A 22,236-nucleotide genomic window follows, 5' to 3' on the forward strand; every position below is an offset into this window, starting at 1 on the left:
TTTCATTACGTATCAACGAAGATTTACAGATGCCGTGCGACAACCACAAGCGGCGATAGTTAACCGCGCAAACGATCGCGATGCCGGGCCAGCCAATTTGCCATCATCAACAGGGGCAAATCCTTGAATTCGTTGTTGTCGACCTTTTGAAGGAACGCGTCATATGGAAGGATTTGTGTGCGAATATCCTCACCTTCCGTAGCAACTCCACCATTGTCGATGGTCCGGGTCAAATCAGCCAACCCAACATAAAGGTAGACATACTCGGTCGATGACCCGCTCGAGGAGTAGGCACCGCCCGCATATTCCAAGGCGCTCAAAGACACTTGCGCCTCTTCCTGCACTTCGCGATGGGCGGCCTGATCCGGCGTTTCACCGGGGTCGATCATGCCTGCTACCGGCTCCCACATCCACGGTTCGGGATCGTCGATCAGAAAAACCGGCGCGCGGAATTGTTCAACCAAAAGAACAGTGTCGCGCACCGGGTCATAAGGCAGAACAACGACGGCGGCCCCCTGCATCAATCCGCTCCGGTGCAGCACGGGACCCATCGTTCCGTCATGCTGGCGGTGCTGCACATCCAATTCTTCCACACCGAAATAATTGACATAGGCCCGCCGATGGCTTTGCACGATCACGTCTTTTGCGACGTCACGCGGATCGCCCGTCTGGCGTTTTCGCGCAGCCAGCTTAGCCCAAGCCCGGGTGCGGATCGGCGCAAAGTTACGAGCGATCGTGGTTGCGTCGACCTTGCCGTAATAGGCCAGCTCTTCTTGTGCAGCCAGCAAGGTCACTTCGGACCATTCATCAACCCAGGCCTGCAACGACCACGGCTTGTCTGGTGTCCACAATTCGGGTTCGGGAAAGAACACACTAGCCTCGGCGCGTGAGCCGTCAGCAACGTCCACACTGTGCGGGCTGAGATCATAGTCGAACCCACCTTCGTAAAAAGCCAATCGTTTCAGGTCTTCGGGGCTGAAACCCTGAACCAACAACCCCATGGCCTGACTGCCCTTTTCTGGAACAATCATCGGGAAAGCCTGCCCTGCCACGCCATAAACCGCATGGTCCGGCAAACTGGCCTGAGATATTTTTATTTGTGACAGCGGGTGGCCAAGCACACATTCCAGCAGCGGCAAATGCCTGAGCGTGCCGTAAAAAAACAAATCGGACACTAGAGTAAAGCTCGTCTAAATTCTGGTGAGTTATCGCCAGCGACGGCCGGCTTCTTCGGTTGCAAGCCCTGCGATAAGAGCTCCGATAGCCAAAGTCCACAGAATTTCCGGAACGATGAGCAGTTTGCCGTACTCCACACCAATCTGGAAAATGGCCGTGAGCGCCTCGAACGGGCCGTCATAGCGATGACGCATGGCCAGTCGGAACATCTCGTAGCAGCCCTGAACAAAAAGGGCCCAGAATACCAATGATACAACCCCAGCGATGCCATTATTGACCGCAGCGGTCCAGCCGCGACCAACGCGCTTTCCCATCACCTTCCAACCACAGGCCACCGCAATAATCATGTTGACATAGGTGAACCAGCCATAGTCCTTGCCCTCTTCGCCGTTGCTGATGATCATGCTCGACACGATAAAGGCCACTGCCAATAGGCATAGTGAAGCAACAAGTCGCGGCGCAGTGGGCATTCGGAATTTCCCTTTGTTAACTGGGTTTTGCTATAGTGATCTGTGTCACATCGCAGTTGCCAGTGTCAAAGGCCGCGCCACACGCGGTTAAATAATAGTTCCACATGCGCCGGAAACGCTCGTCAAAGCCCATTTCCGAAATTTCGTCCCATTTGTCGTTGAACGTCTCGTACCAACGACGCAATGTCAGGTCATAACTTTTTCCGAATTCCCGCGATTTCACGACGTTCAATCCTGCCTCTGCCACCTGCTGTTTCAGGATCGTCGGCGCGGGGAGCATTCCGCCGGGAAAGATATATTTCTGAATGAAATCAACGCCGTTCTTGTAAATATCCCAACGGTGATCGGCAACGGTTATGATTTGAAGGGTCGCGTGCGCACCGGGTTTTAACCGATCACGCACAGTCTCAAAGTAAACCGGCCAATATTTCTGTCCGACGGCTTCGAACATCTCAATCGAGGCGATGCCGTCATACTGGCCACGCTCGTCGCGATAATCTTGCAATTTGAACTCAACAAGGTCAGAAAGTCCTGCTTTTTCAATTCTTTGCCGCGCAAAGTTTAACTGTTCCTGGCTGATCGTCAAACCTGTGACCCGAAGGCCACGCTCTTTTGCGGCATATTCAGCGAAACCGCCCCATCCGCAACCGATCTCAAGGATGTGGTCACCGGGATTGGCACCCATTTCATCGACTAGGCTAGCATATTTCGCAGTTTGCGCTTTTTCCAGGCTTTCCTGCCCTGTTTCGAACAGCGCGCTGGAATAGGTCATCGTTTCATCCAGCCACAGCCTGTAGAAATCGTTCCCCAAATCGTAATGGTACGAGATGTTCTTCTTTGCTTGTCGACGGTTGTTGTTGTGCAACCAAAATCGAAGCCGTTCATAGGCTTGCACCAGGAACCTTCCGGTGAAATCGTCATACACCGTCTCGGTCCCTAAATGCACCAGATCCATGAACGATCGCAGGTCGGGCGTGCTCCACCCACCTTCTAGGTAAGAATCCGAAAAACCCAGCTCACCCTCTCGGATCAAACGCGCAAATACGTCGGGATCGTGAATGTCCACGCGCGCCACTGGCCCCGGCTTGGCACCTTCGGATCGGAACACGCGCCCATCGGGCAAAGCGATATCCATTCGCCCCGAACCCATCCGGTTCAACATTTTGAACACTTGAGCAAAGTATCTGGGCAGGTCTTTTTGCCCTTCAGTTGTCGTCAGGATCATCCGCTCTCCCCTGTGCGGCCGCAGTTAAAAGCTAGGCCGAGTTTGTGTTTCTGGCAAGTTTTCAGTTCCTTACCCGGTTTTTCGGCCTTCATAAGCCGCCAAGGCCCGTGCTCGGCCAGTGGCCAGATCAACCACTGGTGAAGGGTAATTTTCCGCCGGATCAAGCGCCCACGAATGCGGTACCGCCCGGAAATAAGCCACCGCCGTAGCCGAAGGCACGGTCTGCCCTTCGGCGATCCAGTGTTTTAGATAAACACCATCAGGATCAAATTTTTCCTGCTGTGTCAGTGGGTTAAATATCCGAAAGAACGGTGATGCATCGGGACCCGAGCCTGCAACCCACTGCCAACCCATAGCATTCGCCGCCGGGTCCCAGTCGATCAGGCAGTCGGCAAACCATTTCATTCCGATTTTCCAGTGCGTCATCAGATGCTTGGTCAAGTAGCTTGCGACGATCATGCGCGCCCGGTTGTGCATACGACCGGTCACATACATTTGACGCAACCCCGCATCGACAACAGGAATACCGGTGCGGGCCTGTCGCCAAGCAACAACTGAGGGATGATCGGCGTCCGTGTTCCACGGAAACGTATCCCATTCCGGTTTCCAGTTCCCGCTGAGCAAACGCGGTGTGTGATACACCAAGTGGTACGCAAACTCACGCCAAACCAATTGGCGCAAATAGGCGTCTGTCCCTTGCGTACCGTTCATCGCGGCCCGCTGAACCGCATGCCAGACACTGCGGGGGCCGATTTCGCCAAGCGATAGGTATTCGGACAGATCCGAGGTGCCCTCCAAATCCAAACAGTCCCGATCGTGCGAATAGTCTTGGATTCGGTCCAGAAACTCGTGCAAAGCCTCAAAGGCGGCATTCTCGCCGGGGCGGACAAAAGGTGCGACCACGGCTGCACCCCGGTTCATTGCCGCACCCAGGTTCCAACCGGTCAGGTTTTCCGAAGTCGGCCAATTCAAGGGTGCTTTGATCGACGACACGCCTTCAGGCGTGGCAACTTCTCGGCCTTGAACGGATCGCCACATCGGTGTGAACACACGAAACGGCTGGCCTGTTTTGGTTGCTACGGTCCAGGGCTCAAACAGTAAGTGACCCGCAAAGGATTTGGCCTCTACCCCCTGCTCTGCCAAAGCAGACTTGATGCGTGTGTCACGGTCGATGGCATCAGGATCATACGCTCGCGTCCAATAGACGCCGCTGGCTCCGGTTTCTGCGATAAGGTTCTGCAAAACAGTCAGCGCGTCCCCGCGCCGCAAGATTAACCGGCTGCCAATGTGCGACAGAGATTGCGCGAAGGCCTCAAGCCCCAGCCCAAGCCGCCATTTCGGCGCGGCACCGAGCGCTTGAGCCAAATCATCCAGAATGAAAACCGGCAGAATAGGACGACCCGTTTGGGCCGCTGCACTTAGAGCGGGATGGTCCGACAGGCGTAAATCCCGCCGGAACCACATGATGATCGGTGAATGTTTGTTTTCCATGACCGCCCGGATGTTTTCTTTGCATTACGAAGCCGAGCAGAAACCGGATCACAAAACGGCGTCAAGTGCGTCCAATAACTGATCAATTTCCTGTTGAGAGGTATAGTGCGTAAAGCTGACCCGCAACACGCCCTGATCCAAATCCACACCCATCGCCTGCAACGGGCGCACGGCGTAAAAATCGCCGCCTCCTGCCATGATCCCGTGTTCAACCAGATCGGTGGCCACGGCTTCAGCATTCCGGCTCAGCGATAACGCTACGGTCGGAGCGCGACGTGTAGCATCTGAGGTACCGATCAAGCGTACGGCATTTCGATCCTTGACCGCGTCCAATACGGGCTGCAGCAGCGCAACCTCCTGCCCGCGCATCAGGTCATGCACAAAGGCTCCACGTTCGGTTGCGTTACCCTTGGGGCCATTATGGTGGTCGCACAACAGATCAACGTAATCCGCCATACCTGCACTGGCCGCGATCTGAGCGTGATCCGGGCCCGCCGGGGTGAAACGCTTGTACAGCGCGTCTGCATTAAAATAGTGCGCCTGGTTTGGCAGCAGCTCACCAAGCGCACGCCTGATCACCATGCAACCCTGATGAGGACCGTAGGTTTTATAGGCCGAGAACAGATAGATATCCGGCCCCAGATCGCCGACATTTGGGAACCCATGTGGCGCGTATGAAACGCCATCTACACAGACAAACGCTCCCGCCGCATGGGCAATGGCGGTGATTTCGGTGACCGGGTTAATCTCTCCGACCACGTTGGAACAATGCGGGAAACAGACCAGACGCACCTTCTCGTCCAGCAGGTTCTCAAGATCCTGCGGGTTGAGCGAACCGGTTTCCGGGTCGATCTGCCATTCGCGGATTTCAAACCCGTCCTTGGCCAGACGCCGCCACGGTCCCGAGTTGGCCTCGTGATCCTGATTGGTGACAACGATGGCATCGCCCGGCTGCATCCATTGGCGAAATGCCTGCGCCAAAACATAGGTGTTCTGAGTGGTCGAGGGGCCAAAGCTCAGCTCATCTGTGTTCACGCCCAGAATCGCAGCCATGCGTGCGCGGGCTTCATCCATCTCTTCGCCTGCCAGACGGCTGGCGTCATAGGGGCCGTAGGGCTGCACTTTGCGTTGAGTATAGTAGCGCGTCAGCCGGTCCAGCACCGGCTTACAAGTGTATGACCCGCCTGCATTTTCAAAGAACGCCTGACCTTGCAGGCAGGGCTCGGAAAAAGCCGGGAACTGCGCCCTAACGAAATCGATATCAAGAGTGCCCATGGCACGTCGCTCCTTGCTCATGCTGCTTGTTCCGATGACGTGCCCGCGCATGATTTCGGACAACTCGGAAATCACGGCAGGTCTTCCAGCCCAGCCACAGCCCCAGTCAAACAAACAGAAGCACGGGCAGTCTTTCGGGACCAGATCTGGCAATCAAAAGACGCGGATACATAGCCAGCGGCCCTGAGCTCGGTCAACCCGGCATGAAACAAAAAAGCCCCGACGCTTGTCCGGGGCTTTCGAAGGGCTGAATTGGATTCAGCGGCGTCGCTTTTCGTTCGCAAGACCGATGAAGATCGACACGCACATCAGCACCAGAACGATCGCAAACGGGAAGCCTGTTGCAATCGCAGCAGCCTGCAGCGCACCCAGGCCGCCACCCAGCAATAGAACGATCGCGATTGCGCCCTCCAGAATGCACCAGAACACACGCTGCGCCGTCGGCGCATCGGTTTTGCCACCTGCCGTGATCGTATCAATCACCAACGAGCCGGAATCCGAGCTGGTGACGAAGAATACAACCACCAGAACGATGCCAACGAAGGACAGCAAACCTGTCATCGGGAATTGTTCAAACATGGAGAACATCTTGAGTTCTAGCGCAGCATCCGACAGGGCCTGCCCCGAACCGGACATAACCTGATCCAACGCGGCACCGCCAAAAACGCTCATCCACAAGGCGCCAACGACGGTTGGAATCAGGATCACGCAAGTCACGAATTCGCGCACGGTTCGGCCGCGCGAGATTCGGGCGATGAACATGCCGACGAATGGTGACCAGGAGATCCACCACGCCCAGTAGAAGGTGGTCCAGCCCTGCATAAAGTTGGTGTCTTCGCGACCGACCCAGTTCGACAGTGCAGGCAATGCGACGACGTATTCAATCAGGCTGTCGAAGAAGCCGGTCAGAATCGCCACGGTAGGCCCAAGGATCAGCACCAGCAGCAACAAGGCCGCGGCCAGGATCATGTTGGCCTCGGACAACCGCTTTACGCCCTTATCGAGGCCAGCAACCACTGAGATCAATGCGAATGCCGTGATCAGACCGATCAGCAGAACTTTCATCCCGTCCGTGATCGGAACATCGAACAGATAATTCAGACCAGCCAGCGCTTGCGTTGCACCCAAGCCCAGCGATGTCGCCAAACCGAAGATCGTGGCGAACACGGCTAGAACGTCAATGATGTGACCCAACGGACCCCATGTCGCCTCACCAAACAGCGGGTAGAACACCGACCGCATGGTCAGCGGCAGACCGCGGTTAAAGCTGAAGAACGCCAGCGCCAGTGCCACTACCGCATACACGGCCCAAGGGTGCATACCCCAGTGAAAAATGGTGGCTGCCATCGCCAACTTCTTCGAGGCTTCGGGGTCCTCTAGACCGGCACCTAACGGTGCCCAGTCGGTGCGAAGACCATCCTCGCCAGCGGCAACCCCGCCCAGCGACGACCCGTAATGCGAGATTGGCTCGGCCACGCCCCAGAACACCAGACCGATGCCCATACCCGCGGCAAACAGCATCGAGAACCATCCGGCATAGCTGTAATCCGGCTTGGCATCATCCCCGCCCAGACGGATCGAACCATACGGCGTGACGATCAGCAGTAGTGAAAACACGACAAAGATGTTCGCCGCAATCATGAACACCCAGTCGAAATTGCTGGTCAAAGCCGGTCGAAGCCACCCAAAGAACTCGCTCGCCTGCTCGCGGAACACCAGCGAGAAGAACACGAATGCAATGATGGTTAGCCCCGAAACGGCAAAGACCGGATTGTGGACGTCCAGACCCATGATCTGAACGTTGTCCTGACCGACTTCATAGTCGGTTTCCGTATTGTCGGACATTATCTTTCCTTCCCCTTATCGATGCGCAGGACATCCAATATCCGGATCGGCAAGGGCGTAACTGAGAAGACCACCTATTACTTAAAAACGACAAAATGCGTAAAAGTGACAGGCTTGCTTCATATGACGGCCATGACGAAAATCGGCTGACCGCCATAACGAAAATCGGCCGCTGTAAATGAAAACAGGCCGGGCAATCGCCCCGGCCTGCACACAAAAAGCTGTCGAAGGATTTAGCCCTGAACCTTGGTATAGGTCCCCTCACCCGCCAGAATTCCGCGGAACCCGCCCGGCTCATCCAAGCCAAATACGATCAGCGGCAGGTTGTTGTCGCGTGCCAGTGCAATGGCCGAGGCATCCATGACGCGTAACCGCTTGGCCAGCACGTCATCATAAGTAACCGTGTCATAGCGCACTGCGTCCGCGTGTTCTTTGGGGTCTTTGTCATAAACCCCATCCACACCGTTTTTGCCCATGAAAATCGCCTCACACGCCATTTCATTGGCACGCAGAGTCGCGGCGGTGTCGGTGGTAAAATACGGGTTGCCAGTTCCCGCAGCAAAAATGCAAACCCGCTTTTTCTCAAGGTGGCGCACGGCGCGACGGCGGATATAGGGCTCGCACACCTCATCCATGCGAATGGCTGAGATGACACGAGTGAACACACCGATTTCCTCAAGCGCCGACTGCATCCCCAGAGCGTTCATCACCGTGGCCAGCATGCCCATATAATCGGCTGTTGTGCGCTCCATCCCCTGTGCTGAACCGCTGAGGCCGCGGAAAATGTTGCCACCGCCGATGACCATGCAAATCTCGACTCCCAGATCATGCACCGACTTGACCTCTTGTGCGATGCGCTGAACGGTGGGGGGATACAAGCCAAACCCCTGATCACCCATCAACGCCTCGCCCGAGATTTTCAGCATCACGCGATTGTACTTGGTTTTGGCGGTCTCGGTGGATTCGAGGGTCGGGGAAAGGCTCATGTTGCGCTCCGGGCTGGCACGGGTTTATTTTCCGGCGCAAAATGAAGCAAAACCTCCGCAGGTTCAATGCGATTGGTGACGATTGAGGCAGCCCGAATGGACAATAACGACAGATCGCAGATTTGGGACCGCCTGCCCCCCATCCCCGACGACAAACCGGTGTTGATTGCGGGGCCGACCGCCTCGGGCAAATCGGCCCTGGCCCTGCAGATTGCCGAGACGTTCGGCGGCGTGATCGTCAATGCGGATGCGAGCCAAGTCTATGACTGCTGGCGTGTAATTTCGGCCCGCCCTTCGATCGAAGAAGAGGCCCGCGCGCCGCATCTGCTTTACGGCCACATCGCGTATGATCAGGAGTATTCGACGGGTCATTGGCTGCGCGAGGTAACGCCACTGCTGACCGGGGGGCAGCGCCCGATCATCGTGGGCGGCACCGGCTTGTATTTCTCGGCGTTAACCGAAGGGATGGCCGACATCCCCGCCACGCCGCTGGAAATCCGCGCCGAGGCAGATCAACTGGACCTGACCGCATTAATTGCTGGTGTCGATACGCGGACACAGGAACGGATCGACACGCAGAACCGCGCCCGTGTTCAGCGAGCTTGGGAGGTGCAGCGGGCCACCGGACGAAGCCTGAGCGACTGGCAGGCTGAGACACCGCCGCCCGTTCTGAATTTGACTGACACGGTTTCGATCGTTTTTGACGTGGATAAACAATGGCTTCTTGATCGCATCACCCGGCGGTTCGATCTGATGCTGGACTCTGGCGCGCTGCAAGAGGTCGAAGCGATGCGAGACCTCTATGATCCGACGTTGCCCGCCTTCAAAGCCATCGGCGTTCCTGAATTGCTGGCCTATCTTGACGGTCATCTTACGCTGGACGCCGCCAAAGAGCGTGCAACGATTGCCACCCGCCGATTCGCCAAACGCCAGCGCACCTGGTTTCGCGCACGGATGAAGAATTGGAATCAGATAGATTTCTCAAAACGATACAAGCCGTAGTTCAAACTTCATCTCCGAGAATCCTTTCCAGCGATTCCCAAAAACGCCAATTGTTTCGGTTCACGACAGTATACATCGCTTGAAATAAGACGCTGCAGGCCCGAGACAACAGCAAACACTCCCAGCCATGTCGTTTTTGTGCTATCTACGTCGATTTCGAACATTGACCTCATTTGAATTCTAGGGCGGAATAGCCCCATGGGGATGATGAAAATCCAACGAGTATTCCGAGAACCTGCTGTTCGCCTCAATATGGTCTGAACGGTTCCAACCTTCTTCAATAAAAAGAACATGTCACAGGGAGAGACATCGATGAATAAGCAAACCTTTACCGGAGCACCGATTCACTGGGCGGCAGAGATGCATGCTCAGGAATATCGGGACGGCAAATTAAGCCGGCGCGAGTTTCTGACCCGCGCCACGGGTCTGGGTGTTACTGCTGTAGGTGCTTACGGCATGATTGGCTTGGCAGCCCCTGTCCGCGCCGAGGGCGAAGATACCAGACAAAAAGGCGGCACCCTGCGCGTCCAGATGAGCGTTCGTGCCCTGAAAGACCCACGCACGTATGACTGGTCGGAAATGGGCAACCAAACCCGCGGCACAATGGAATACCTGGTCGAATACAACTCGGACGGTACATTCCGCGGAATGTTGCTGGAAGGTTGGGAAATCAATGATGACGCCACTGTCTACACACTGAAACTGCGCCCGGGTGTGAAGTGGACCAACGGCGATGATTTCACTGCAGATGACGTGGCACGCAATATTGCGCGTTGGTGTGACAAAAGCTCGGAAACCAATTCGATGGCAGGTCGCTTTGCGACCCTGATCGACGCGGACACCGGCCAGGCTATCGAAGGCTCGATCGAAGTTGTTGATCCGACGACGGTGAAACTGAACCTGCCAAGCTCGGATATTTCATTGATTGCCGGCATGTCCGACTATCCGTCGGCCATCGTGCATAGTTCGTTCAATGAAAACGACCTACTCAACAACGTCGGAACCGGTCCCTACATCCTTGAAGAGCTGGAAGTCGGGGTCAAATGCACATTGGTGCGCGCACCTGACCACACCTGGTGGGGTGAAGAAGTGTTTGGTCCCGCGACATTGGATCGTATCGAATATATCGACTACGGCACCGATCCGTCGGCATGGCTGGCAGCCCTGGAATCGGACGAAGTCGATATGCTGCACGAATCCGTGGGTGAATTCATCGATGTGATGGACGGCCTCGGCTATGAGAAATCCGAAGTGATCACCATGGGAACCCTCGTGATCCGTCCCAATCAGCTGGCCGAAGTTGACGGCAAACAGGTTTATGCCGACAAGCGCGTGCGCAAAGCTCTGCAAATGGCGGTGGACAACAGCGTTCTGCTTGAATTGGGCTATGGCGGTCGCGGCACGCTGGCTGAAAACCACCATGTCGGGCCTATCCATCCGGACTATGCAGAACTGCCCAAGCAAACGGTCGATCCGGCTGGGGCAAAAAAGCTCATGGAAGAAGCTGGCATGGCTGATTTCGAGCACGAACTGCTGTCGATTGACGACGACTGGCGCCGGAACACAACCGACGCTGTTGCCGCGCAGCTGCGGGACGCGGGCATCAATGTAAAACGCACGGTTCTGCCAGGGAACACCTTCTGGAACGACTGGACGAAATACCCCTACAGTTCAACCAACTGGAACCACCGCCCTCTGGGCGTACAGATCTGGGCATTGGCGTATAAATCCGGTGAAGCTTGGAACGAGTTCGGTTGGGCCAACTCCGAATTCGACGCCATCCTGACCGAAGCCCTGGCCATTGCCGACGCCGACAAACGGCGCGAAGTGGTCGCCAAAGGCGAGGCGCTGATTCAGGAAGAAGGCGTGACCATCCAACCCTACTGGCGCGCGCTGTATCGCCATATGAAAGATGGTCTGGTCGGAACCGATATGCATATCGCTTTCGAACATCACCACTACAAGTGGGGCTGGTCGGCCTAAAACCTGTCAGACAATCAACGGGGGCGCCTGATCCAGGCGCCCCTTTCCAGCCGCAGACAACCCGGCGTCAAGTCGGAAGTCCGAGGCCAGAAAATGGTCCAACGATCTGCGGAACACCCGAAAAACAGGGGCCATCATGGGACTATTCATCCTCCGACGGTTTGGCGTCATGCTGTTGACAGCATTGTGCCTGACGTTCGTGGTCTTCTTTCTGACCAACCTATACCCAAACTTGGAAAAGCTGGCCAAAACCCAGGGCAACCAACGGATGTCCGACGAACAGGTCGAGGCCTGGCTGGGTAATCGTGGCTACCTGCAACCCACGTTGGTCAAATATGGCCAATGGCTGGGCGTGGCACCGGGGTTTTCCAAAACTCTGGATGACGGCACATTCGTGGGCACCTGCACCCGACCCGGATTGACCGAGGAAACCACGCCCCGGTTTTGCGGCATCCTTCAGGGGGACTGGGGCTATTCCACTGTTTTCAAGGATGAGGTCGGCACCATTGTCGCCAAGCGATTGGGCAATACCGGCTACTTGATGATGTGGGTTTTGATCCTGATGGTCCCATCAGCCCTGTTGGTGGGCGTACTGGCCGGGATGCGCGAAGGCTCAGCGCTGGATCGGTCTCTGTCTACATTCTCAATCATAACGACGGCGACGCCAGAATATGTGTCGGGCGTGATCTTCATTGCCATCTTCACCTCATCCACCGTTGGTCTGAAATGGTTCAAAGGCACTGCAACGCAGGCGATGGACAATCCGACCTTCGAGAACTTTTTCCTGCCGGTACTGACCATTGCGTTGTATGGCATGGGTTATATCGCCCGAATGACCCGCGCCTCGATGACCGAGGTGATGACAGCGCAGTACATTCGCACCGCACGGCTGAAAGGCGTATCCTTCCCCAACATTGTCATGAAACACGCGCTGCGCAATGCGCTGATCGCGCCCTTTACCGTCATTATGCTGCAGTTCCCATGGCTGCTGAACGGCGTGGTGATTGTTGAGACGCTGTTCAACTACAAGGGCTTCGGTTGGGCACTGGTGCAGGCGGCGGGCAACAACGACATCCAGTTGCTGTTGGCGATTTCGGTCGTGTCGGTCTTTGTGGTGCTGTTGACCCAGCTGATCTCGGATATCGGCTATGTTTACCTCAACCCGCGCATTCGCATTTCTTAAGGAGGGTTAGAACATGGAACCACTTACCTGGACCGGCTCTATCGCCTTCCTGAACCCGCTGTTGATGATCGCAATCGCAGCCCTTCTGGTCTCCATCGTGACTTGGATAGTTGGCAGTATCGTACTGCCCGAGGCGCCGATGAGTGTGAATCTGGACGGCACGCTCAGCTCAGGATCGGGCATGCGTGGGTTGACGCAAAAGGCGCTGCGCTACAGCTTTGCTGCCTGTGTCGCGCTTGCCGTGGCCTATATCGTGCTAGGCATCGTGTTGGGTACCAGCGCGGGGATCATCGGTGCGATCTCACAGCAGTTTCTACCGGTCTGGCTGTCGCTGATCATCCTGTACGCCATGTCGATCGCGTTTAAGCGGCGTCTGGGTCTTTATGGCAAACTGTTCGACAGCCCCATCGGCATGATCGGCTTCGGCCTTGTGATGTTCTGGGTTTTCACCGGCATCTTTGGGGCACTGGACCTGATCGTTACCCATGACCCGCTGTCACAGATTTCTGGGATGAAAAACAAAGTTCCCGGAACACCTCTGCCCAGCCCGGAAGAGGGGGAATACACCTGGTATCTGTTGGGGGGTGACAACCTTGCCCGCGACGTCTTCAGCCGCATGGTCAAAGGTGCCTGGATCGTGGTGCAGATTGCGCCGCTGGCAACGTTGTTTGCCTTTATGGTCGGGATCACTCTGGGTCTGCCCGCGGGTTACTATGGCGGTCGGTTGGATACGTTCCTGTCCTTCCTGGCCAACCTTATCCTGGCCTTCCCGGTGATCTTGCTGTTCTACCTGCTGGTGACACCGGAAATCGTAGCGACGGGCGTGCCGAACTATATGGCAGCTGTGTTGTTCGTCTTTCCGATCCTATTCATAGGCGTTCTGCTGAATTCACGCTATTACACGCGACCGAATTTCCGCACACCGCTGCTGATCGGGGTGTTGGGCGTTGCGATCTGGTTCTACCTGTCGCTGATCTCGACCGGTGGTTACATCATCAATACAGATAGCTATCGCATCTGGGGACTGCCGACATATCTGGACCTGTTCGATATTCCTGGCGGCATCCTGGTGGTGTTCGTATCCGTTGTGTTCGTGAATTCACCCACCGTGTTCCGCATCGTGCGTGGTTTGGCGTTGGACATAAAGACGCGAGATTATGTGGCGGCGGCGCAAACCCGTGGAGAAGGCCCATGGTACATCATGCTGTGGGAAATTCTGCCAAACGCGCGCGGTCCGCTGATTGTCGATTTCTGCCTGCGAATTGGCTACACCACCATCCTTTTGGGAACCTTGGGTTTCTTCGGACTGGGGCTGCCACCGGAAAGCCCAGACTGGGGTTCGACGATCAACGAGGGGCGCAAGCTGTTGTCGATCTATCTGCACCCTGCCCTTCCGCCTGCGCTGGCCCTGTTGTCACTGGTTCTTGGATTGAACCTGCTGGCGGACGGCCTGCGTGAGGAAAGTCTGAAGGACTGATGTGATCGAGGCCGGGGGCCCTGCCCCCGGACCCCCGAAGTATTTTCGAAAAGATGAAAATGGTCGTTTGATCAATTTCATCAGGGAGTAGGAAACGATGAACAAACTGGCGGATTATGACGGTCCGATCCTCGAGATCGACAAGCTGTCGATTTCCTTCTTTACCCGTCTGCGGGAAATTCCGGCCGTGATGGATTTCTCGGTCAGTGTGCAACCGGGTGAAGCTGTAGGATTGGTCGGTGAGTCAGGCTGCGGCAAATCCACAGTGGCATTGGGTGTCATGCAGGACTTGGGCAAAAACGGTCGGATCGTCGGCGGCACCATCAAGTTCAAGGGGCGTGATCTGTCCGAGATGACCTCGGACGAGTTGCGCGACATTCGTGGCAATGAGATCGCGATGATCTATCAGGAGCCGATGGCCTCGCTGAACCCGGCGATGAAGATCGGCAAGCAGCTGATGGAAGTGCCCATGATCCACGAGGGCGTCGGCGCAGAAGAGGCCTATGCCCGCGCGCTTGAGGTGGTCACCGATGTACGCTTGCCCGACCCCGAACGTATGCTGAATTCCTTCCCCCATCAGTTGTCGGGTGGTCAACAGCAGCGGATCGTCATCGCCATGGCGTTGATGTCAAAACCAGCGCTGCTGATCCTGGACGAACCAACCACCGCGTTGGATGTGACGGTTGAGGCCGCCGTGGTAGAATTGGTCAAGGATCTTGGCAAGAAATACGGCACCTCGATGCTTTTCATCTCGCACAATCTGGGTCTAGTGCTTGAGACCTGTGACCGGTTGTGCGTGATGTATTCGGGTGAAGCGGTCGAGCGTGGCTCGATTCATGATGTGTTCGACGAGATGCAGCATCCTTACACGCAGGCGCTGTTCCGCTCGATCCCCTTGCCCGGCGCTGACAAGAACGCACGCCCGCTGGTGGCCATTCCGGGGAACTTCCCTCTGCCGCATGAACGCCCGCCGGGCTGTAACTTTGGTCCGCGCTGCGACTATTTTGAGGAAGGCCGTTGTGACGCGCAAAACATTCTGATGGAGCCGGTACCGGGCAATGATCGGCACCACACGCGCTGTCTGAAGTTCCAGGAAATCGATTGGAACGCACCGATCACCATGGCTGAACAGAAGGAAAAGGGCGAAATCGGGCGCACAATTCTGAAGATGGACAATCTCAAGAAATACTATGAGGTGGCCGCGAATGCCCTGTTCGGGGGTGGAGAGACCAAAGTTGTAAAAGCCAATGAAACGTTGAGCTTCGAGGCCCACGAGTCCGAGACACTGGCCATTGTGGGTGAATCCGGTTGCGGAAAATCCACCTTCGCCAAGGTGTTGATGGGGCTGGAAACGGCCACCGACGGTCAGATCTTGCTGGACAACCGCAATATCGAAGCTGTCCCGATTGAGGAGCGCGACACCAAGACCGTGGGCGAGGTTCAGATGGTGTTCCAGAACCCGTTCGACACACTGAATCCATCGATGACCGTAGGCCGTCAGATTATCCGCGCATTGGAAATTTTCGGCGTCGGAAATTCCGAGGCTGAACGTAAGCAACGTATGCTGGAACTACTGGACCTGGTGAAGCTACCCCGCGCCTTTGCGGATCGAATGCCGCGCCAGTTGTCGGGCGGACAGAAGCAACGTGTCGGTATCGCCCGCGCCTTTGCAGGGGACGCCCGCATTGTGGTGGCGGATGAGCCCGTCTCGGCCCTGGATGTGTCCGTTCAGGCGGCGGTGACTGATCTGTTGATGGAGATTCAGCGCGAGCATAAAACCACGCTGCTGTTCATCAGCCACGACCTGTCCATTGTGCGTTACCTCAGCGACCGGGTGATGGTGATGTATCTTGGCCATGTGGTCGAACTGGGCACCACCGATCAGGTCTTTGCGCCGCCCTACCACCCCTATACCGAAGCCCTGCTGAGCGCTGTTCCCATTGCGGATACGTCGATCGAGAAGCAGCACATCGTGCTTGAGGGGGATATTCCGTCAGCCATGAATCCACCGCCGGGTTGCCCGTTCCAGACCCGGTGCCGTTGGAAATCCGAAGTTCCGGGCGGGTTGTGTGAACGCGACGTACCGCCAGTGAAAACTATGGCCGATGGTCATCAGGTGAAATGTCATCTGGCCGAAGATATTCTGGCCCGTATGGAGCCGGTCATCAAAATCGCCGCGGAATAGGCTTCGAAATTGGTGCAAAGGGCGTCGGTTTCTGATCGGCGCCCTTTGGCATTACTTGAACAAATTTTCTCTTAAGCATTTTAGCTAAATGTACCTGGTCAAAAGAGACCTAAGCATCGAATTTAGCTCAACCGCCCCAGATAACCTTCACGTAGTTCTGGGTTTCCTTGTAAGGTGGTACGCCGCCATGTTTCTCAACCGCCTGAGGTCCGGCATTGTAGGCCGCCAGCGCCAGACGCCAGGATTTGAACTTGCGGTATTGCCAGGATAGATACCGCGCGCCACCTTCCAGATTCTGCTGTGGATCATGCGGATTCACACCCAAAAGCTGGGCCGTACCGGGCATCAACTGTGCCAATCCCAAAGCACCCTTGTGTGATACTGCATGTGGATTCCAACCGCTTTCTTGCTGAACCAGACGCAAGAACAACTCCTCCGGGACGCTATGTTTGCGCGCGGCCTGACGCGCCAGTGTCATATACTGACCGCGATACTTCCCGGTATAGCGTTTGTTGAACTTCGGCTGAGCCGTCTTGGGTTTAAGCCGCTCGGAATCCCGATACTGGGTTGCGGCGCGCGTGTCCAAAATCTTGGATTGTTTAAGGAAAATGTCCTTCCGGCTTTTGGTCGACAACGTTTGTGCGGCCACCGGAACCGAGACCAGAGCAACACATAAACCAACAAAACAACCAACCAGAAAACGCATTAAAGCCAATCTCGCTTAGTCAGGAACCTTATGGAGTATAGATATCTCAGTTTATAATGAAAGCATGGTTAACCGAACCTGAGTAATTTCTTGCTCAGTGTTGCATGCAGTAACTGTGTTTCAACCAAGACGCAGGCCGTATAGGGTCGCTGGGAAACACTGCGCCAGATTCGGCGCGCATACGTCAATTCAGAACGGGGAAATACATGGCGGGTTCAGTCAACAAGGTCATTCTGGTCGGAAATCTTGGCCGCGATCCCGAAGTCCGGACATTCCAGAACGGTGGCAAGGTTTGCAATCTGCGCATCGCCACATCCGAGACCTGGAAAGACCGCAACACAGGTGAGCGTCGCGAACGTACCGAGTGGCACTCCGTCGCGATCTTCAACGAGGGGCTTGTCCGCGTGGCCGAGCAATACCTGCGCAAAGGGTCCAAGGTTTATCTTGAAGGCCAACTGCAGACCCGCAAATGGCAGGATCAATCCGGACAGGATCGGTATTCGACCGAGGTTGTTCTACAGGGCTTTGGCTCTACCCTTGTGATGTTGGATGGCCGCGGCGAAGGCGGCGGCGGTGGCGGCCAATCGGGCGGTTACGGCGGCGGTCAGGCCGGGGGTGGATACGGCGATCCTTATGGCGCACCGTCCAGCGCCCCTGCCCCGGCATCCGGTGGAATCGACGACGACGAGATTCCGTTCTAAGCGTAGCGGAGGCAAATCATGACATGGTCCTTCTCACTCGGCCGGTTTCTGGGGTCCGAGTTGAGGGTCCATGTCACCTTTTTCCTGCTGCTGGCTTGGGTCGGTTTCGCCGCCTATTCCCGCGGCGGGCTGCCAGCCGCCATCGAAAACCTGATCTTTGTGCTGGCTTTGTTTGCCTGCGTCGTCGCGCATGAATTCGGCCATGCGCTGATGGCACGGCGATACGGCATCAAAACCCCAGACATAACCTTGCTGCCAATTGGCGGTCTGGCGCGGTTGGAACGGATGCCTGAAAAGCCGATGCAAGAGGTTTGGGTGGCCCTTGCCGGTCCGGCGGTGAATATCGTCATCTGGATCATTCTGGTCGCGCTGGGTGCCGGTATGCCACTTGAGACAATGGCGCAGATCGACACCACTGTTCCGGGTCTGTTGAACCGTCTGGCATATGTAAATTTGCTGCTGGCCGCCTTCAATATGATACCAGCTTTCCCAATGGACGGCGGGCGGGTGTTCCGCGCCTTGTTATGTCTCAAAATGGATCGGGTGAAGGCAACAAGGATCGCGGCAATCGCAGGACAGATCGTGGCTGTCGCCTTTGGCTTTTGGGGGCTGAGTACCGGCAACGCCATTCTGGTCCTGATTGCGGTTTTCGTATTTGTCGCCGCCAATTCCGAAAGTCAGGACGTGGCCATGCGTTCGGTCGCGCGGCGGGTTCTGGCGCGTGATGCGATGATCACTGAATTCCACGCCCTGTCCCCGTCCGATACGCTGGCGACGGCAGCGCAGGCAGTCATCCACACCACTCAGCACGAATTTCCCGTTTTGGATGATGATGGCGCATTGCTTGGGTTTGTCACCCGCGGTCGTCTTTTTGCAGCCCTAGCCGGGGAAACTCCGCGGTCCGACCCCGCCACGTCGGTCATGGAAACCAATATCCCAAGAGTGCAACTGACCAGCGGGCTTGAGATGGTTCTGGAAACGCTCCACAAGGGCGCACCGGCTATCGCCGTCTGCACGCAGACTGGTAAAATGGTCGGCTATATCACCCGGGAAAACATTGGTGAGTTGATGGTGATCCGGGGGCGCTGATCAGGCCGTCGCCAGGGCGTCTTCCAGCACGGATATCACCGCCTCACGCGGGACGTCCGATGTCACGAAAGCTTCACCGATCCCACGTGCCAGGATGAACCGCAATTGACCGTCGATGACCTTTTTGTCCTGCGCCATCAGATCGACTAAGGCTTCGGCCCCAGGCAGGTCGCCGGGGATGTCATTCAGATCGGTTTTCATGCCCATAGCGCGCAAATGTGCCCGCACGCGGCTGGGGTCTTCCTGTGAACACAGACCCAGGCGAGACGACAGCTCGAACGCCAGCGCACAACCAATGGCGACGCCCTCGCCATGCAGCAGACGGTCGGAATAACCAGTGGCAGCCTCAAGCGCGTGACAGAAGGTATGGCCAAGGTTCAGCAGCGCGCGGTCGCCCTGCTCGGTCTCATCCCGCGCCACGATATCGGCCTTCATCTGCACCGAACGGGTTACGGCCCGCACCCGTGCGGCCATATCACCGCCTGAGACATCCGTTCCGTTGGTTTCCAGCCACTCAAAGAACGCTGCGTCTCCCAGCAGGCCGTATTTCACCACCTCGCCATAGCCTGAAAGGAAATCGCGCTGGGTCATCGACCCCAACACCGAAGTATCTGCCAGCACCAGCGACGGCTGATGGAATGCCCCGATCAAATTTTTGCCCTGCGGCGCGTTGATCCCGGTTTTGCCCCCCACCGAACTGTCGACCTGCGCCAGCAGCGAGGTCGGGATTTGCACAAACCGTACTCCGCGTCGCAAAGCCGCAGCGGCGAACCCCACCAGATCGCCAATCACACCGCCACCAAAGGCAACGACGACATCGCGGCGTTCAATTTTCTCAGCCAGCAACCACTCTACAGTGCGTTCGAAATGCGGCCAGCTTTTGGTCGCCTCACCAGCGGGCAAAGTCAGCGACGTCATCTCGATCCCGGCGTGCGCTAAACCGTCACGCAAAGCGTCCAGATGCAGCGCGCCCACGTTCTCGTCCGTCACAACCGCCACTTTGGGCCGGTGCAACAACGGCGCGATCCGTGTACCGGCCTGAGCCAGCAATTCCGGGCCGATTTCTACATCATACGAGCGCTCGCCCAGCTCCACATGTACGGTTTGATGCATTACTTCCGTTCCAAAACATCGGGGCGTGTTGCCAGCGCATCCACCACCCGGTTCACCATATTCTCGATCGAGGTCTCGCCGTCGGACTCGGCGATCAAATCCGCCTTCGCATAAACCGGGACACGCTGTTCATACAAGCCGCGCAAAGTCGCATAAGGATCAGAGGTACGCAGCAAGGGGCGCGTGTCTTTGTGTTTGACGCGATTCCACAAAACTTCGAGATCGGCCCGCAGCCAGACCGAGACCCCGCGTTCCGTGATCATTGTGCGGTTCTGGTCCGCCAGAAACGCGCCGCCACCGGTCGATAGGATGCCTTTTTCCTCATCCAGCAAACGCCCGATAACCTGAGATTCCTTAGCGCGGAAAAACGGTTCTCCGTCACGTTCGAAAATCTCGGGGATGGTCATATTGGCTGCCGATTCGATCTCGGCGTCGCTGTCGAGAAAGGGAACGCCCAGCCGCGCGGCCAGCGCACGGCCCACCGCCGTCTTTCCCGCTCCCATCATGCCTACAAGTACAACCGTTTTGTGCAGTGCAAAGCCCGCATCTGTGTCCGAGCTGTGGGTGTTATGCTTAATTTCGCTCATTTCACTGTGAATGACGTGATCTTAGGAAAAATGCTAGCTATAACTATGACAAAAGAGAAAATTGGGGCAGCGTTGAGCAATGGGCCGTCTAATCAAGTTCCTGTTATATCTGATTTGCCTGGGTTTTATCGGGCTGGTGGCATATGCCTATCTTGGGCCGTTTTTCGGTGCGGATTTCTCGGCGCCGCAAGACGAGATACGAGAGCCGGTAATCCTGAATGTCGAATAAGGCCGCAGTGTTCGCACTGTGTTTGGCCGGTTCGGCGCAAGCGCAGCAGGAACCTCTTTCTGTCATTGATTGGTTGAGCAACCCGCCAGAAAACCTGCCGGGAACCGTTTTGCTGGAACCGCCCGTGACGCACACCGGTGTGCAGCCGGATGTCGAAGTCACACCGCTTGAGGCGCTGTCGCAACCGCTGGGGTTGGTGTCGTCCTCTGTAACGGGCCTGCCTGTGAGCCTATGGCAGAACAGTGATCCCGACCGGTTGGCGCAGCTGATCGCTCGGGTTCCTGTTAAGTACAACCCAGCAATGCAGCGGCTGTTATTCACTCTGCTATTGTCCGAAGCGCGGGCCCCTGCCGGGCCGAGTGCGGAGGAAACCCTCTTGTTAGCTCGCCTCGACCGCTTGATGCAGCTGGGTGCCGCCGATCCAACGCAATCGCTGGTGCAACTGGCCGGACCCACCGACAGCCGCGCGCGGTTTCAGCGTTGGTTCGATGCAACGCTTCTGACCGGGGATGAGGATCGCAGCTGCACAGCGCTCATCGCGCAACCGCACCTATCGCTGGATTATGCAGCCCAGATTTTTTGCAAGGCGCGCCGAGGCGATTGGAACTCTGCCGCGCTAACGCTTGAGGCGGCCCAAGCGCTGCAAGTCCTGCCCCCCGAGGATCTGGATGTGCTGGACCGCTTCCTGAGCCCCGAGCTGTTTGAGGATGCCGATTACCTTCCCCAGCCCGACAATCCCGATCCGCTGACTTTTCGATTGTTTGAAGCGATTGGCGAACGTTTGCCCTCGGCCCCTCTGCCGCGGGCTTTTGCCAACGCCGACCTGCGCGATGTGGCGGGTTGGAAAGCCCAGATCGAAGCGGCCGAACGCCTGACGCGAATTGGCGCGCTGACCCCTAACCAGCTTTTGGGCTTGTATACCGAGCGTGCCCCGGCGGCGTCAGGTGCGGTCTGGGACCGAGTGTCAGCTATTCAGAAATTCGAAAACGCGCTGGAAACCGGTAAACCCGAAGCTATCGCCATGGCATTGCCCCTTGTGTGGGATCAGATGCGCAGTGTCGGGCTTGAGGTTCCCTTCGCCGATTTATTTGCTGGTCGCCTGTCACAAGTCTCTCTGCCGGATGACAAAGCCGAAAACCTGCTGTGGCGTATCCTGCTGCTGTCCGATCTCTATGAAACCGCAGCCGAGTCTCCGCCGGACAAATCAGAAGATGCGCTTTTTCTAACCGCTTTGGCGCAAGGTGATCCGGGGCGTGCGCGCAGCCCTTCACCTTTGGCCGATGCGGTGGCTCAAGGCTTTGCCTGGGCGGCGCCGATCCCATCGGACATTCAGGCGATGCTGAACAACAACCAGCTGGGCGAAGCTATTCTTGAAACGATGGAAATGTTTGCTCATGGCGCCAGGGGCAATCTGGTCGATCTGACGGCTGCCATTGCGACCCTGCGCCGGGTGGGCCTTGAGGATACGGCGCGGCGTGCGGCCCTGAACCTTTTGATCCTGCAGGGCACATGA

Annotated in this window: 19 protein-coding genes; 9 read left to right on the top strand and 10 right to left on the bottom strand. The window is 56.7% G+C overall.

The window, feature by feature from the left end; translation table 11 throughout:
- Positions 1–59 precede the first annotated feature (59 nt).
- From ACR0M2_RS01515 to pyrH, 7 genes are all read right to left on the bottom strand, one after another.
- Positions 60–1,175: an NUDIX domain-containing protein gene (locus ACR0M2_RS01515; RefSeq protein ID WP_480703871.1), complete on the bottom strand. Its 1,116-nt coding sequence runs from the start codon at positions 1,173–1,175 to the stop codon at positions 60–62.
- A gap of 30 nt (positions 1,176–1,205) precedes the next feature.
- A complete protein-coding gene (locus ACR0M2_RS01520) occupies positions 1,206–1,646 on the bottom strand; it encodes a TrgA family protein (RefSeq protein ID WP_170348481.1) in 441 nt (146 codons plus the stop codon).
- 16 nt (positions 1,647–1,662) lie between these two features.
- Positions 1,663–2,871 (bottom strand): class I SAM-dependent methyltransferase, encoded by a 1,209-nt coding sequence (locus tag ACR0M2_RS01525; protein WP_480703872.1) that lies wholly within the window; start codon positions 2,869–2,871, stop codon positions 1,663–1,665.
- A 69-nt stretch (positions 2,872–2,940) separates the two neighbouring features.
- Positions 2,941–4,362: a cryptochrome/photolyase family protein gene (locus ACR0M2_RS01530; RefSeq protein ID WP_480703873.1), complete on the bottom strand. Its 1,422-nt coding sequence runs from the start codon at positions 4,360–4,362 to the stop codon at positions 2,941–2,943.
- A 48-nt stretch (positions 4,363–4,410) separates the two neighbouring features.
- A complete protein-coding gene (locus ACR0M2_RS01535) occupies positions 4,411–5,637 on the bottom strand; it encodes an aminotransferase class V-fold PLP-dependent enzyme (RefSeq protein WP_480704212.1) in 1,227 nt (408 codons plus the stop codon).
- 258 nt (positions 5,638–5,895) lie between these two features.
- Positions 5,896–7,482, bottom strand: a complete 1,587-nt coding sequence (locus ACR0M2_RS01540) for a BCCT family transporter (protein ID WP_170348477.1) — start codon at positions 7,480–7,482, stop codon at positions 5,896–5,898.
- A gap of 233 nt (positions 7,483–7,715) precedes the next feature.
- Positions 7,716–8,468 carry a UMP kinase gene (gene pyrH, locus ACR0M2_RS01545; RefSeq protein WP_480703874.1) on the bottom strand — a complete coding sequence of 251 codons (753 nt, stop codon included), beginning with the start codon at positions 8,466–8,468 and terminating at the stop codon, positions 7,716–7,718.
- 96 nt (positions 8,469–8,564) lie between these two features.
- Between pyrH and miaA the strand changes: the two genes are divergently transcribed.
- The 5 genes from miaA (at position 8,565) to ACR0M2_RS01570 (ending at position 16,298) form a co-directional block, all read left to right on the top strand.
- Positions 8,565–9,470: a tRNA (adenosine(37)-N6)-dimethylallyltransferase MiaA gene (gene miaA, locus ACR0M2_RS01550; RefSeq protein ID WP_480703875.1), complete on the top strand. Its 906-nt coding sequence runs from the start codon at positions 8,565–8,567 to the stop codon at positions 9,468–9,470.
- A gap of 312 nt (positions 9,471–9,782) precedes the next feature.
- Complete coding sequence (locus ACR0M2_RS01555) at positions 9,783–11,453, top strand: ABC transporter substrate-binding protein (RefSeq protein WP_480703876.1); 1,671 nt, start codon at positions 9,783–9,785, stop codon at positions 11,451–11,453.
- Positions 11,454–11,589: 136 nt separating this feature from the next.
- A complete protein-coding gene (locus tag ACR0M2_RS01560; RefSeq protein ID WP_170348473.1) occupies positions 11,590–12,636 on the top strand; it encodes an ABC transporter permease in 1,047 nt (348 codons plus the stop codon).
- Positions 12,637–12,649: 13 nt separating this feature from the next.
- Positions 12,650–14,113, top strand: a complete 1,464-nt coding sequence (locus ACR0M2_RS01565) for an ABC transporter permease (protein WP_170348472.1) — start codon at positions 12,650–12,652, stop codon at positions 14,111–14,113.
- Positions 14,114–14,210: 97 nt separating this feature from the next.
- A complete protein-coding gene (locus tag ACR0M2_RS01570) occupies positions 14,211–16,298 on the top strand; it encodes a dipeptide ABC transporter ATP-binding protein (RefSeq protein WP_480703877.1) in 2,088 nt (695 codons plus the stop codon).
- A gap of 127 nt (positions 16,299–16,425) precedes the next feature.
- On the opposite strand, the gene ACR0M2_RS01575 is transcribed toward ACR0M2_RS01570, so the two are convergent.
- Positions 16,426–17,004 carry a lytic transglycosylase domain-containing protein gene (locus ACR0M2_RS01575; protein ID WP_480646444.1) on the bottom strand — a complete coding sequence of 193 codons (579 nt, stop codon included), beginning with the start codon at positions 17,002–17,004 and terminating at the stop codon, positions 16,426–16,428.
- A 206-nt stretch (positions 17,005–17,210) separates the two neighbouring features.
- Between ACR0M2_RS01575 and ssb the strand changes: the two genes are divergently transcribed.
- Together ssb and ACR0M2_RS01585 are read left to right on the top strand one after the other, a co-directional pair.
- Complete coding sequence (gene ssb, locus ACR0M2_RS01580) at positions 17,211–17,705, top strand: single-stranded DNA-binding protein (RefSeq protein WP_170348469.1); 495 nt, start codon at positions 17,211–17,213, stop codon at positions 17,703–17,705.
- Between the two features lie 18 nt (positions 17,706–17,723).
- Positions 17,724–18,794 carry a site-2 protease family protein gene (locus ACR0M2_RS01585; RefSeq protein WP_170358112.1) on the top strand — a complete coding sequence of 357 codons (1,071 nt, stop codon included), beginning with the start codon at positions 17,724–17,726 and terminating at the stop codon, positions 18,792–18,794.
- Here ACR0M2_RS01585 and aroB read toward each other — a convergent pair whose 3' ends face one another.
- Positions 18,795–19,907, bottom strand: a complete 1,113-nt coding sequence (gene aroB, locus ACR0M2_RS01590) for a 3-dehydroquinate synthase (RefSeq protein WP_480703878.1) — start codon at positions 19,905–19,907, stop codon at positions 18,795–18,797.
- On the bottom strand, positions 19,907–20,494 hold the full coding sequence (locus ACR0M2_RS01595; protein ID WP_170409554.1) for a shikimate kinase: 588 nt from the start codon (positions 20,492–20,494) through the stop codon (positions 19,907–19,909). Before ACR0M2_RS01595 ends, aroB begins: the two co-directional genes overlap by 1 nt.
- A gap of 79 nt (positions 20,495–20,573) precedes the next feature.
- On the opposite strand from ACR0M2_RS01595, the gene ACR0M2_RS01600 reads away from it, so the two are divergent.
- Both ACR0M2_RS01600 and ACR0M2_RS01605 read left to right on the top strand, forming a co-directional pair.
- Positions 20,574–20,723 carry a hypothetical protein gene (locus ACR0M2_RS01600; RefSeq protein WP_170348465.1) on the top strand — a complete coding sequence of 50 codons (150 nt, stop codon included), beginning with the start codon at positions 20,574–20,576 and terminating at the stop codon, positions 20,721–20,723.
- On the top strand, positions 20,713–22,236 hold the full coding sequence (locus ACR0M2_RS01605) for a hypothetical protein (RefSeq protein ID WP_480703879.1): 1,524 nt from the start codon (positions 20,713–20,715) through the stop codon (positions 22,234–22,236). The genes ACR0M2_RS01600 and ACR0M2_RS01605 overlap by 11 nt, the downstream gene beginning before the upstream one ends.

It is taken from the genome of Ruegeria sp. BE10, assembly GCF_056538905.1.